Annotated in this window: 10 protein-coding genes and 1 tRNA gene; 6 read left to right on the top strand and 5 right to left on the bottom strand. The window is 57.7% G+C overall.

Translation table 11 applies throughout. The annotated features are described in order from the left end of the window. Positions 1 to 28: 28 nt before the first annotated feature. The 5 genes from pth to trpA all read right to left on the bottom strand — a co-directional run bounded on the left by pth (position 29) and on the right by trpA (position 5,952). Positions 29 to 721 (bottom strand): aminoacyl-tRNA hydrolase, encoded by a 693-nt coding sequence (gene pth / locus ACP15U_RS08030; protein WP_425044631.1) that lies wholly within the window; start codon positions 719 to 721, stop codon positions 29 to 31. Between the two features lie 113 nt (positions 722 to 834). Beyond that, the gene (locus tag ACP15U_RS08035) at positions 835 to 2,754 is read right to left on the bottom strand and encodes a DUF3604 domain-containing protein (protein WP_425044632.1); all 1,920 of its coding nucleotides are present in this window, start codon (positions 2,752 to 2,754) and stop codon (positions 835 to 837) included. Positions 2,755 to 2,964: 210 nt separating this feature from the next. Further along, positions 2,965 to 3,606: a 50S ribosomal protein L25/general stress protein Ctc gene (locus ACP15U_RS08040; protein WP_425044633.1), complete on the bottom strand. Its 642-nt coding sequence runs from the start codon at positions 3,604 to 3,606 to the stop codon at positions 2,965 to 2,967. A 169-nt stretch (positions 3,607 to 3,775) separates the two neighbouring features. Next, positions 3,776 to 4,939, bottom strand: a complete 1,164-nt coding sequence (locus ACP15U_RS08045) for an alpha-hydroxy acid oxidase (RefSeq protein WP_425044634.1) — start codon at positions 4,937 to 4,939, stop codon at positions 3,776 to 3,778. Positions 4,940 to 5,160: 221 nt separating this feature from the next. Next, on the bottom strand, positions 5,161 to 5,952 hold the full coding sequence (trpA, locus tag ACP15U_RS08050; protein ID WP_425044635.1) for a tryptophan synthase subunit alpha: 792 nt from the start codon (positions 5,950 to 5,952) through the stop codon (positions 5,161 to 5,163). 176 nt (positions 5,953 to 6,128) lie between these two features. Here trpA and ychF point away from each other — a divergent pair, with 176 nt between their 5' ends. The 6 genes from ychF to ACP15U_RS08080 all read left to right on the top strand — a co-directional run bounded on the left by ychF (position 6,129) and on the right by ACP15U_RS08080 (position 13,283). Beyond that, positions 6,129 to 7,226, top strand: a complete 1,098-nt coding sequence (gene ychF, locus ACP15U_RS08055; RefSeq protein ID WP_425044636.1) for a redox-regulated ATPase YchF — start codon at positions 6,129 to 6,131, stop codon at positions 7,224 to 7,226. A 193-nt stretch (positions 7,227 to 7,419) separates the two neighbouring features. Beyond that, positions 7,420 to 7,509: transfer RNA gene (locus ACP15U_RS08060), tRNA-Ser, on the top strand. 381 nt (positions 7,510 to 7,890) lie between these two features. Next, positions 7,891 to 8,127, top strand: coding sequence for a helix-turn-helix transcriptional regulator (locus ACP15U_RS08065; RefSeq protein ID WP_425044637.1), 237 nt, complete (start codon positions 7,891 to 7,893; stop codon positions 8,125 to 8,127). Between the two features lie 122 nt (positions 8,128 to 8,249). Beyond that, on the top strand, positions 8,250 to 10,046 hold the full coding sequence (locus ACP15U_RS08070; RefSeq protein WP_425044638.1) for a DUF927 domain-containing protein: 1,797 nt from the start codon (positions 8,250 to 8,252) through the stop codon (positions 10,044 to 10,046). A gap of 269 nt (positions 10,047 to 10,315) precedes the next feature. Beyond that, a complete protein-coding gene (locus tag ACP15U_RS08075) occupies positions 10,316 to 10,717 on the top strand; it encodes an XRE family transcriptional regulator (protein WP_425044639.1) in 402 nt (133 codons plus the stop codon). A 1,240-nt stretch (positions 10,718 to 11,957) separates the two neighbouring features. After that, a complete protein-coding gene (locus tag ACP15U_RS08080; protein WP_425044640.1) occupies positions 11,958 to 13,283 on the top strand; it encodes a hypothetical protein in 1,326 nt (441 codons plus the stop codon). The last annotated feature ends 51 nt before the right edge of the window (positions 13,284 to 13,334 follow it).

The raw sequence follows: 13,334 nt of genomic DNA on the forward strand, positions 1-13,334 counted from the left end.
CAATCGGGAACGTAGCGGCAAGGAGGCGTTATCTGAACTTGTCGACCAGCTTCTGCAGTGCGGTCTTGGGGGCTTCGTCTGGTTCAGGCGGCGTAGGGGACTCGGTTGTTTTTCCGGCTGGCTTTTCTTTCGCAACCGAGTTGGAGGATCGCGGGGGGGCGGTTCGCAGGGCAACCGCATTCATGAATTTGCCACCATCTCCGGCTGCAAGTTGAGGGGCGCCGTCCGAAACCCCCTGCAATACGTCCGCCAGCCAGTTTTCGTCGACCTTTGCGAAATCATGCAGCACATAGCCTGACACAAGTTCTTTGCGGCCCGGGTGACCAATGCCCAGTCGAACCCGATCATAGTGCGGACCGATATGCTCGTGTATCGAACGTAATCCGTTGTGGCCGGCATGACCTCCACCAGCCTTGACCCGCACTTTGCCCGGAGCAAGGTCCAGTTCGTCGTGAAGCACGGTCACGTCAACCGAGTCGAGCTTGTAGAACCGCATGGCTTCGCCGACGGACTGACCAGACCGGTTCATGAAAGTCGAGGGTTTCAGCAGCAGCACTTTTTCGGTGCCAAGCCGGCCCTCGGCGATCTGCCCCTGAAATTTTGATTTCCAAGGGCCGAATCCATGATCTTCGGCAATGCGATCGACGGCCATGAAACCGATGTTGTGCCGGTTTCGGGCGTATTTCCCACCGGGGTTTCCCAATCCGACAAAAAGCTTCATGCGGCGGCCTCGTTCGACTTGCTGTGACGGCGTCTCAATGCACCGAAATCGCCCGGGAATCCAGAGAAAGCCGCCCCGAAAGGCGGCTTTACCTTGTCGCTGTCTTGGTCGGTTCAGCCTTTGGGCGTGTACCAGATCGGTGAGGTATAAGCGCGTTCTGTCGTGGTCATCGGAACTTTATCGTCCATCTGGACGTTGAAGCGTTTTGCTTCATAAGCGGTCCAGCGCGGTGTGGGGATCTCGATTACCCGCACGTAGTAGAACGTGCGCAGGGACGGGTCGAAATCGGGGTCCTGCCAATATGTCAAAAGTTCCGGTGCTCCGATCGTATTGGTCCAGGTTGCATTCGCCACATCAACGGTATTGCCCACCGAAGGCAGCTTCCCGTCCGCACCGATTTCGCGATCACCGCTCCATGCAACGTCATAGACCTTTTCGCCCCGGGTTCCGTCAGAGTTCAGCCACCCCTTGACCACCTGAACACGGTCGAGATTGCCGCTGTAGGGGTCTTTGACTGCGGCGATCAGGAAGTTCGGAGCGCCATCACTCTTTCGGTCCGGCAGGTCCCCGCCCATTGGGACGCCCTTGGCGTATCCGATGTCCGCAGGCAGGCGGGTCATCGCATCCGAGGCCTCAAAGTCCCACCCTCCAAAGAAACGCACCAGCATGCGCGATCCTGTGGTGCCGTACACCTCGCGGCGTTCGAACGCATCAAAGATCGCTTCGCGGGTATTTTCGGTCGCCCAGACGGCGGCATAACCGCCTGATGCCTGTTTCCACCCATATATCGAAAACTCCGGGTCTGGCGCTTCGATGACGAGATGTTCCCAACGGTTCGGTTCGGGCTCGACACCCGAGTGCTTGCCAAAGAAGTTTTCTTCTTCCACCGCGGTCAAGCCGGTATGGGCATCGGTCGAGCCGATTTGTCCAACCTTGTAGGGGTTGATACCCATTTGCTCTTCCAGCATCAGCCCGGTCTTCAAGGCTTCGCGTGTGTACTCGTATTGCAGCATGTCCTCGGTCTTGGCCTCTGTTCCGTTCAGGTTCGAAGCATCCCAAGTGTCAAAATCGGCAAACTCGTCATCGGGGCTGAGGAACGGGTGTGCCTCGCTGTCGCCCTTGATCTGGGTGGTTTCGACGACCGGTTCAAACCGGGCGCGAAGGCGGGCCATCTCTTCCGTCAAGGGCGACCCATCAAAGTTCGAGACCGAGAACAGTCGGCCATTCGAAAGGTTTCCGTTATGAGGGATGGCCAAGACGTCACCGCCTGTCCGGTCTTCGTACATGGCCAGATGGGACCACAGATCTTCGGGGTTCTGACTGTCGAACTGGGAGAAGGGCACAACGGAATTGGCCATCTCGGCGCCATCGCGGAATATCACATTGCGGTGGATGTTGTCGCCGCCCTGTGATGTCCATTCATACCCGATCAGTGCAGTGAAAACACCCGGCTCATTATACCGTTCGGCAAGCGCGGTATATTCTCGCCATGCTTTCTTGATGCCTTTGGCGCTTTCGAAAGGTGGTTCGGGCTGCGACAGAGAGGCGACGATTTCCATCGCTGTGTTGAACACCCGGTCAGGATCACCGGTAATCAGTTCGTCATACCAGGCCTTGGCTTGCGGGTGCGACAGGATCTCGGGATCCCCACCCAGAAGTTGTGGCATCAACCCATACATCTCGGAGTGATCGGCGATCACAAGCCAGTCGAGTGGGCGAGAGAGCTTGGCTTGAAGCCCGTGCGTTGTGGTGACTTCTTCGCCCCGGGCAAAGCGGTAGGCATCTTCCTGACTCATCCGGGTCATGGTACCGGCGTCGACCGAGACTTCGGTGTGTAGGTGCGTATCACCCCACAATACCTCTGTGGGAAAGTTGCGGCCCGCATAGGGGGAGTAATGGTCACTGGTGAACCTGTTGGCGACATCATCTTTCGAAGGCAGCATGTCCTGCACCTGAGCCAAGCTGGCCGTCGATACACTGGAAAGCAAGCCGGCTATGGAAACGGTACCCGCGCGTATCAAATTTCTAGTCATTTTATCTCTCCCTGTTTTGGGCGGTCGGCACCGCCCTTCGGCCCAAGAATGTGAGCCAATGCAATCAGGATAACTACTTCGGGAGATATGTAAAATCTTGGCTGGGAACTGCGCGGATATGTACCTGCGAAAACCGAAGGTCCCCAAAAAAAGACGGGGCCCGGATAGTCCGGACCCCGTCTGAAGCTGTTGGTTATAGCAAGCGGAAGATCACTCTTCGGCTGCTTCCACCTCTTCGACTTCACCTTCGGCTTCTTCGCCTTCGTCATCCGAGGATGCCAGGCCGGTGGGTGCCGAGATGTTTGCAATCACGAAATCACGGTCGATTGTCGGCTTGGTGCCTGCAGGCAGTTCCACCGACGAAATGGTTGCGACATCGTTGATGTTCATTCCGGTCAGATCGACGACGATCTTCTCGGGGATTTCGCCCGCGGTGCAGACCAGCTCGACTTCGGGGCGAACAACGGTCAGAACACCACCCTTCTTGATACCCGGGGCTTCGGCTTCGTTCACGAACTCAACCGGGATAAACAGGTTGATCTTGGTGTTCCGGCGCAGGCGCATCAGGTCGAGGTGCGTGGGCAGATCTTTGACAACGTCCCGCTGCACGTCGCGGCAGATGACACGGACGTCTTCCTGACCCTCAACCTTGAGGTTGAACAGGGTGGACTTGAACCGGCCAGCTTTCAGCTTTTTAAACAGTTCGTTGAAGGGAATTTGAATCGGAAGCGGATCTTTTTCGCCACCAAATACAATGCCCGGAACCATGCCGTCACGGCGTGCCTGACGAGCGGCGCCCTTGCCTGTCCCCGTCCGTTCCAGAGCTACGAGATCAGGAATCTCACCAGCCATGATAAATCTCCAATGTTAGGGCGGGCATCCTCCAAGGCTGTATGCCCGCGTGAAGCCGCGTCCTTAGACCGAATCCCCTGGTTTGAAAAGAGGAAAACGACACTGTGCCAAGGCCGTAGTCCGCTCTGGTGGCCGGCTGATGATACCGTCAAAGCCCCGAGGCCGCCTTTCAGGCCCAATGGCCCTCGAAATCGGCCGGCACAAGCAGGTTATCGCGGCTCAGATCGGCGACGGAACGAACACCGCAAAGGCCCATTGTCGTGTCCAGTTCCTTGTGGATCACCTCCAGTGCCGTGGTCACACCCTGTTCGCCCTGAGCCCCGAGCCCATATACGAAAGCGCGGCCCACATACGTGCCTTTGGCGCCCAGCGACAGGGCCTTGAGAACGTCCTGTCCGCTGCGAATGCCGCTGTCGAGATGCACTTCGATCTTGTCGCCCACGGCATCCATGATTGCCGGAAGTGAGCGGATCGCGCTGAGCGCTCCGTCCAGTTGCCGCCCGCCATGGTTGGAAACGATGATAGCATCGGCCCCGACATTCAGCGCCGCCTTTGCATCCTCGGCGTCGAGAATGCCTTTGATGATCAATGGCCCGTCCCACATCTTGCGGAACTCGCGAATTCGATTCCAGTCCAGTGCCTGATCAAAGGCTTCGGCGGTCCAGGAAGACAGTGATGACGCATCTTTCACTCCTTTGGCGTGACCCACGATGTTACCAAAGAACCTCCGTTTGGTTCCCAGCATGCCAAGGCCCCAATGAACCTTTGTCATCATGTTCGCCACTGATTTTGCAGTGAGCTTTGGCGGCGCGCTGAGCCCGTTCTTGAGATCCTTGTGCCTCTGCCCCATCAGTTGCAGATCGACGGTAATCACTGCGGCCGAGCATTTGGCAGCTTTTGCCCGGTCAAACAGGCGCTGCATGAAATCACTGTCTTTCAGCGTGTAGACCTGCATCCAGAAGGGCTTGTCCGTGTTCTCCGCCACATCCTCGATCGAACAGATCGACATGGTGGAAAGCGTGAAAGGGACCCCGAAGTTCTCGGCCGCGCGGGCCGCTTTTATTTCTCCGTCTGCGCATTGCATTCCCGTCAACCCAACCGGTGCGAGAGCGACGGGCATGGATACATTCTGCCCGATCATCTGGCTGGCCGTGTTGCGGCCCGTCATGTCAAAGGCGACCCGCTGGCGCAGGCGGATCTGCTCGAAATCCGACGTGTTTTCCCGAAAGGTCTGTTCCGTCCAACTCCCGCTCTCCGCGTAGTCATAGAACATGCGCGGAACGCGGCGTTCATAAATCCGCCTGAGATCCTCGATGGTGGTGATTACCGGCATTTGAACGACCTCTTCCCAATTTGGTTAGTTTTTCTTACCAATTAGAGAGGCGGGGTGCAAGAAATTGGTCGGCTCACGCTCGGGAGCAGATGGGATTCCTTCGGAAGGTCGCCAAAATGAGCGGTTTCAATGTGTTATGAACTTCATAGTTTCGACAGTCACGGGCGCGGCGCAGCTGCCGCAGCCTCGTTAGTCAGAAAACCGATCAGGATCTCAAGGAATCAGGCTGAGTGAGCGCCATCGGCCAGAGATCGCACAAAGGCCAATACTTCCGGTACGGGCTTGCCGGCACCGATCTGGCTGACAATGGCGGATCCCACCACCGCACCATCGGCGATTTCTGCGATCGCACGGGATTTTTCCGGTGTATTGATTCCGAACCCGACAATCACCGGAAGGTCGGTCGCCGACTTGATTCGCGCGACTTCGGGGCCGACATCTCCGGACTGGGCTTCGGCTGCCCCGGTTATCCCGGTAATCGAGACGTAGTAGACAAAACCGGACGTGTTCTGCAGAACGCGTGGCAACCGTTTGTCATCAGTTGTCGGCGTGGCAAGCCGAATGAAGTTCAGCCCTGCCTTTTGCGCGGGCAGGCACAGTTCGCTGTCTTCTTCCGGGGGAAGATCCACGACGATCAACCCATCAATCCCGGCTTCGGTCGCCTGCGCCAGAAACGTATCGACGCCGCGGCTGTAGATTGGGTTGTAATACCCCATCATCACGATCGGTGTCGTGTTGTCGGTTTCGCGAAACCGCCGGGCCATCTCCAATGTGCGGTCAAGCGTCATGCCGGCTTCGAGCGCCCGCTGACCGGCAAGCTGGATTGTGGGTCCGTCGGCCATCGGATCCGTGAAGGGAAGGCCAAGCTCGATCACATCGACACCAGCGCCCGGCAGTCCTTTGACGATTTCCAGAGAGGTGTCGAAATCCGGATCACCGGCCATGACATAGGCAACGAAAGCCTTCTTACCTTGCGCTTTCAACTCTGCGAATTTGGCGTCGATACGGGTCATGCGGTTTCCTTGATCTCGGGTTCCTGCCCGATGTGCAGAAACTGAGGGGGAAAATCAATCCCATCCGGAAAAACAGCCGCATCAGAATTTGGTTTTACGGGTTCGCTGCCGTGGCAACTTGCGTCTTTGTCCATTGCTGCCTAGAAGCAGCGGTCGAATGGCATCAGGAGGCCGGCATGGGCTTTAAAATGGGAATCGTGGGTCTGCCGAACGTGGGCAAGTCGACCTTGTTCAACGCGCTGACAAAAACCGCGGCGGCACAGGCGGCGAATTTTCCTTTTTGCACGATTGAACCCAATGTCGGAGAGGTCGGGGTTCCCGATGCCCGCCTCGACAAGCTGGCGGCAATCGCCAGCTCGCGGCAGATCATTCCAACCCGAATGACTTTCGTGGATATCGCAGGGTTGGTGAAGGGCGCCTCCAAGGGTGAAGGGCTCGGCAATCAGTTTTTGGCCAATATCCGCGAAGTAGACGCGATCGCCCATGTGTTGCGCTGCTTCGAGGATGGCGACGTGACGCATGTCGAAGGGCGCGTGGATCCGGTTGCGGATGCTGAAACCATCGAAACCGAATTGATGCTGGCCGACCTCGAAAGCATCGAAAAACGGCGGGCCAACCTCGTTCGTAAGCTCAAGGGCAATGACAAGGAAGCCCAGCAGCAGGACCGACTGCTTGCCGCCGCGCAAGGCATTCTGGAAAGCGGTAAGCCTGCCCGTCTTGTCGAAGTCGATGCCGAGGACGCAAAGGCCTGGAGTCAATTGCAGCTATTGACGACCAAACCCGTTCTATACGTCTGCAACGTTGGTGAGGTCGAAGCGGCCGATGGAAACGAGCATTCCACTAAGGTTGCTGAGATGGCTGCTGCTCAGGGAAACTCCCACGTCATCATTTCTGCCCAGATCGAGGAAGAGATCAGTCAACTCGAAGACGATGAGGCGACAATGTTTCTTGAGGAAATGGGCTTGGAGGAAGCTGGTTTGGATCGACTGATCAAGGCCGGATACGAGCTATTGCAGCTCGAAACCTACTTTACCGTCGGCCCCAAGGAAGCCCGCGCCTGGACCATTCGCCGTGGCACAATGGCACCTCAGGCTGCCGGAGTGATTCACGGGGACTTCGAGAAAGGATTCATCCGGGCAGAGACGATTGCCTACGATGATTACATTGCCTGCAACGGCGAACAGGGCGCCAAGGAGGCGGGCAAGATGCGCGCCGAAGGCAAAGGGTATCTCGTCAAAGACGGCGACGTGATGCATTTCCTTTTCAACACTTGAACTCGCGTCCGGCTTCATCGTTCCGAATTCCCTTAGGCGCAAAGACTATCGGCCGAGTTTCGGAATCGGACTACGCCAGCCCGTCGGGAAAGGCAGGAGGTTGATCGTCGGGATGAACGTCATTTGGCAAATTTTCCAACCCCGTTGCTTTTGCCCTTGTTCCCGCCTCGCTTCCCCTTGTATAGCGGTCGGCGGAGACGTGGCCGAGTGGTCGAAGGCGCTCCCCTGCTAAGGGAGTAGGCGGGAAACCGTCTCGAGGGTTCGAATCCCTTCGTCTCCGCCATCATATCGACCAATATATTGTTATTTAACGATTATTGTGGTGGCTTGCGGCGTGCGCCACCATTGTTGCCACCAAAAATCATCCTATTGAATGCAACAAAATGCATCGGGCTGCTATTCCGGCGCTTGTTGCGCCTGTGTGTTCTCTCTCTGAAGTCCTCACGTAGCATCGCGGCCCAAGTGGACACTTGGAGAAGTTACCTTGGCAGTTCGGCAACACCAAGTTTGGAGAAAGCAGAATTCTCCCGAATTCTCAGGAAATTCGCGAAAATTTCTGCTATAAGCAAACCATACATCAACATGCACCCGTGTGGCTCTGCCGGATCAGTAGGACTGTCCGAAGCAGGCTGCATTCGTGTGCCTAAATAGGAGATCATCGACAGTGACTGCCCCCGCGAACACCCTCTACCTTTCTGTTGATCAGGTTGCGCATCGGTTCGGCGTTTCCAAGGACTCGATCTGGCGCTGGAAGCGCAAAGGGGACTTCCCGGCGCCCGTTAAGCTGGGAGGCACTACGACTCGCTGGCGCCTTGCCGACATCGAGGAATGGGAGGGGCAGCTCGCCTGTGGTCTTGTCGCTTTTCTTGAGTTCGAGCCGGATGCCTTGATGGCAGGCTGACGGTCCACTCCTCCACTTGTTCATCCTGATCCAGCGCTCCTGCTTCTGCAGCGCGCAATGCCGCTAGGCGGCGCGACTACTGTCGCGCCGGTCGCTATCCTTTTGTCAAAGAGAGAGACTAAATGACCGACCAGACTATCACTTCCCGTCCCGGCTCCAACATCCAGAACGTAGTATCCTTCCCCCGCAATGTCGGGGCGCAGGCAGGCATCGCGCTTTGCGCCAAACCGGTGTCTGTCTCCGATGGTATGCCCTGTGACTACTCGCTGAACGCCGATGGAATCCACCAGTTGCGGCCGGGCGAGGATGATGACCTTGTGCCTGTGCGGATCTGCTCACCTCTGATTGTGAAGGGGATGTGTCGCTGGCCGAAAGGCGGCGGCTGGGGCCGGGTGGTGGCTGTCGAGGATCCAGACGGGAATTGGAATGAGGTGATCCTTGAGGCTCGGGACGTCTCAAAGAAATCTGCCACAGCTCTGGGTCCCTTGTTCGATCGTGGGTTGGAGCTTGCGCCTATCGAGGAGGCGGCACAGAGCGTGGCGGCACTGATCGCAGCCTGGAGGCCGCAGGCACGGTATCTGCGCTCGGATCGGCTGGGATGGGCTGACAAGAGCTTCAGTGCCTTCACTCTGGGGGATGGTCGCGTGCTCGGCGAGGGGTTGGTGGTAACTGATGCGGTCTCGGATGATGTCGCCGCCGCGATGCATGCAAGAGGCAGCCTGGAAAGCTGGCGTCAGGCTGTGGCCGAGCCCTGCGTCGACAACCCGCTGATGATCCTCGCGCTGTCGCATGCGTTCACCGGGCCGCTCCTGTCGGTTCTGGGGCGCGATGGCGGCGGATTCCACCTGCGCGGCGTCTCCTCGCGTGGCAAGTCCACGCTGTTGGGTGTAGCGGCGTCGGTTTGGGGCGCGCCGTCATTCATGCAGAGCTGGCGCGGCACGGACAACGGGATCGAAGGGATCGCCGCAGCATGCAATGATAGCCTGCTGGTGCTCGACGAGCTCCACCAGGTAGATCCGAGCGTGGCCGGGGAGATCGTCTACATGCTGGCGAATGGCCGTGGGAAGATGCGTTCGAACTCGAACGGTAGGACCCAGCGCACGCTGAGCTGGACGGTGCCTGTGCTTTCCAGTGGTGAACTCTCCTTGGAGGAGCACATGGCGAGCGGCGGCCGCACTATGTATGCGGGGCAGGACATCCGGCTGATCGACCTTGCCGCTGATGTCCGCCTGCGTGGAGCCTTCGACTGTCTGCATGGAGAACCTGATGGCCGGGCGTTCGCTGAGCGGATGAAGCAGGCCGGGCAGGAGAACTACGGCGTTGCCGGTCCGGTATTTGTCGAGAGGCTCATGAAGAACTCGGACAAGCTGGAAGGCTTCAGCCGCGTTGTGAGTGGCTACTGTCGCATGTGGGACAAGAACGTAGATCTTCCGCCCGACGGCCAGGTCCAGCGTGTTTTGGTTCGTTTCGCTATTGCCGCGGTCGCTGGCGAAACGGCGACGAAATTTGGGCTCACCGGCTGGCCTCGCGGCGCCGCGCAGGCGGCTGCGTTCGAGCTGTTCCAGAGCTGGCTCGATGCGCGCGATGGGGCCACCCGCGCCGAGATCAACGGGGCTGTTGAGCGGACCCGGACATACGTATCGAAGAACCTGGAGCGCTTTGCGGTGGTCGGCACTGGAAGCGGTGAGCCTCTCGACGGCTGGCGGGATGAAGGCTGGATCTACATCACTCCTGAGTGCTGGCGTCGGATCCATCAGCACGACGATGCGGTCGAAATGGCGCGCGTCCACAAAACTGCTGGTCATCTCAAGACACAGAAGGGTGATGGGCTGCAGTTCAGGCTGGGTCGCGCAGTGCCTGGGCGCCCGAACGTATACGCGGTTCGCGCTTCGGCACTCGTTGGTGCCACTAGTAGCTGACGGCAGCATCAAGAAACCAGGTGCGCAGCTGACGGTTGCGCGCCTGATGCGACTTGGACCGCTCAGACCTGCAGGACCATCGTTGACAAGGGGCACACCCGGCGTTGACAAGGGGCACACCCGGATTTCTGCTGGTCCGAGTGGTCCGAGTGGTCCGAGTGGTCCGAGTGAAGTGTCAGGTTGATCTCTTCCCGCCACAAATCCCCATGCACGTCCTTTCTATAACGAAGATGAGCAGCGCGTGCTGCGTCACTTCTGAGAGGATTGAGATGAGCAAGAAACCCCATGAGGACAGCCGGTTGGCGAAATACGTCGAGCGCCGGGTGTTGGAATTGAAGTCGAAGAAATCACAGTTACAGATCGCCAGCGAGGCCGGGTTCCCGAATCCGAACATGGTGACCATGATCAAGAACGGCACCAGCAAGCTGGCCCTGGATCGCGTGCCGTCGATGGCGCGTGCCCTGGAGTGCGACCCTGCCTACCTTATGCGCCTGGCCCTTGAGCAAGCTGTTGGCGATACGTCGGCTCAGGCCATCGTGGAGATCTTCGGCACACCGGTCACCGCAAACGAGCTGGGGTGGCTTCAGGAGATCCGGGATGCCGCTGACCACAGTGATCCGCGGATCACCAGTAGGTCACGGGCAGCTCTCAGGGCGATCTTTGGGAGGTAGTAAATGTGTGATCAGAAAGACCTGACACAGAATGAACGGGCCTGGCTGAGCTTCCTGCGCGACATAAGCCTGAACCGTGATCCTGCGCCTACCTTGCGCCGGGTGCAGCTGCTGCGCAGGATTTGTAAGAGATCACGGCCTTAGTGTTGCGTGATCTGGAATGCCAATTGGGAATGGCTGCGCTGTCGGCCTTCCCCGGATCCCAATTCGGTTTTCCCGGAAACGCCACGTTGGGTTTACATGCCGTTAACATTCTGGACGAAAAAGGTTGCCTTAAGTTTACATGAGTAAAACAGTTGGAAACCTTTGAGGGCCAATTTGGGGCATTTTTGGCCTAAAATGCCCCAAAAGGTTTACATTAAGTTTACATTAAGTTGACAGATTTTGCCCGAAAATCACTTTTTTCACGAGAAATGTTAACCCTTGCGATGCTATAGACCCAAGAAAACATAGGTATCGGTTGAAACCGGTCCATGTGGCGAGCAAGAAATGGTGGGCATCGCCACTCTCCGCGTGAGTGAACGAGCCGAGTTTTGAGGCACTCGCATCGTCACACAAGGCGGCTCCAGGTGCACGCCTGATAGTGTTCCCCAAATTGTATATGAACCATGACGATTGCTGCGATGAGGTCGGTCCTGAAGTTAAGGTAAGCGGGTCGCTGGCATGGTTTTGATCCATATATCGTCCGCAGGAGCTTACAATACGGCCACGCAAGCGACAGCTCCATCACCAAGCGCAACGGCAATCCTCCCGGAGAGCGTGCAGAACGAACTTACACAGATGTGTTGCGTGAAATCGATGAGCCTCACAGTCTTACGCACAAGCAGGTGGTCGACCTTCTGAACATGAAAGGGCTCCTCACACTTCAGGGAAAGGAATGGACAGCGTCCCGGGTTCGGATACCGTTGAAGAAAGTGCGTGAACTGCTGCTTGACGAAGAGGATGCAGAGATGCGGAACCAGCCACATTTTGCGATGTTCTGAACCAGGGCGAGGAATGGCTGCATATCCCGGGACCGGTAGATGGGCATGCTAGGAATTTGGTCGAAGTCCTAGAGATTTTCGAGATTTGTGATGGGGATGCATTCCGGCGCCGCCAAGTTGGGGTGGTTGAAACCTCCTATATGTGAGGGAGCGACGTTGTTGATGTTCTTCATTCCCCTCAGCCCAAATCAGTCAATGGCATTTAGTCTATCTTTCAACGACTTGCTAATGCTGTCTTCGTTGTCCATGTTCTGATCATGAACCAGGCAAACGATCCGACAACACCGATCACTGCAACGTCCATTCTCTCTGGCCTCGGCTCTCTTAATCGCGAAGAGATTTGCACTTTCCTCGCAATCCTAGAGGGGATCGGCGCGATCTCGTTGGCCAAGGGCGCGCTGGAAGATGTCGGCAAGCGAATGAAACTCGTCGACGGCACGTCGGTGTCATCAATTGACCAAGCGAAACAACGATTGATGGATGCTCCCACCTCTGACGCGGTCTTGCGACATCGCCTATGGGTGCGACTTGCCGAGGCGCTGATGGTGCCGACAACGGTTCCATTATCCAATCGCTCTGCGCGCAGAGCCGCTGCGTCCCTGGCCGTCCGTGCATCAGAAAGGCTGACCCCGTCCGTCGTGGAGCAACGCAAGGAGAAGAAGACGGCGCAAAGCGACGAAGACCTCGCTGTCCTTGTGGGCAGAAAGGCAGCTGATCTTTGGAATGCCGGGAAGAAGCTGCTCGCTCGCACGGACCCAATGTCCTTTCCGGATCTGGTGCACGAAGAACTGCTGAACATGCTGGCGGATGAGGATCTGGTGGCAGCGGCCGCCATGCAGGCTGATCCGGAAATCCAGGATGCACTGCGAAAGGCCCACGGTGCCGCTCAGAAGGCGATCGCGGCTGGTGGTGGCTGGGTCGCATTTGCGACGATTGTCGGGAACGCTGGCTTTCTACCTTACATTCTGGCCGCCCAGCTCAGCGCCTGGATCCCGATGGTCGGTGGTCCAGCGCTTGTATCGCTGCTCGCAACACTGGTTAACCCGCTTACGGTCGTCGCCGGCTTAGGATCTCTCGGCTGGCTTGCAGTGGGTAAGGGATCACAGGTCGTCCGCAGCCAGGTCGCCGCGCGCATTTGTGTGCTCTTGGCGATCCCGGGAAGCCAGAGCAGCGCAAGCGGCTTGGACGGCTTCCTGACTGACATGCGCGCGTTGGACCAAGAGCCGCCACCGGCCGGTTCGACTCCGCCGCCCTGGAATCAAAGTCCACACCAACTTGATGTCGCAGAGACCGCCCTTGTGACCTCGCTGACGGCCGGAGAAATGCTGTGGCATGCCGTTGCCATCGACGAGAACGTAATGCAGGCTGCCGACTTTTCGCGTGCGGCCGATCTTGGCGATCCGTTGAGTTTTGCAGCCGCGGCGCAGAGCTTTGTGCTGAAAGGTGCAGGCTATTCTTTAAAGGGGTATGCCGCCGAGAGGCTTGTTCTGGATGCACTCGTCGCGGACGGTCACGACGTTGAACTCGCGGAAGCCAGCAATACTCCCGGATTGGACTTGATTGTTGATGGTAGCCCCGTCTAGGTGAAATGCGGCTCAGAGCTTTCGAACCTATCGGAGCACTTTCAAAAGTAT

The sequence above is a fragment of the Primorskyibacter sp. S87 genome (assembly GCF_049801055.1).
Lineage (GTDB): Bacteria > Pseudomonadota > Alphaproteobacteria > Rhodobacterales > Rhodobacteraceae > JBNAGF01.

Coding starts and splice junctions, on each gene's coding strand:
- ACP15U_RS08070 (WP_425044638.1), top strand. CDS start 8,250: ATGACCGACCAGACTATCACTTCCCGTCCCGGCTCCAACATCCAGAAC.
- ACP15U_RS08075 (WP_425044639.1), top strand. CDS start 10,316: ATGAGCAAGAAACCCCATGAGGACAGCCGGTTGGCGAAATACGTCGAG.
- ACP15U_RS08045 (WP_425044634.1), bottom strand. CDS start 4,939: ATGCCGGTAATCACCACCATCGAGGATCTCAGGCGGATTTATGAACGC.
- ACP15U_RS08035 (WP_425044632.1), bottom strand. CDS start 2,754: ATGACTAGAAATTTGATACGCGCGGGTACCGTTTCCATAGCCGGCTTG.
- ACP15U_RS08080 (WP_425044640.1), top strand. CDS start 11,958: ATGAACCAGGCAAACGATCCGACAACACCGATCACTGCAACGTCCATT.
- ACP15U_RS08040 (WP_425044633.1), bottom strand. CDS start 3,606: ATGGCTGGTGAGATTCCTGATCTCGTAGCTCTGGAACGGACGGGGACA.
- pth (WP_425044631.1), bottom strand. CDS start 721: ATGAAGCTTTTTGTCGGATTGGGAAACCCCGGTGGGAAATACGCCCGA.
- trpA (WP_425044635.1), bottom strand. CDS start 5,952: ATGACCCGTATCGACGCCAAATTCGCAGAGTTGAAAGCGCAAGGTAAG.
- ychF (WP_425044636.1), top strand. CDS start 6,129: ATGGGCTTTAAAATGGGAATCGTGGGTCTGCCGAACGTGGGCAAGTCG.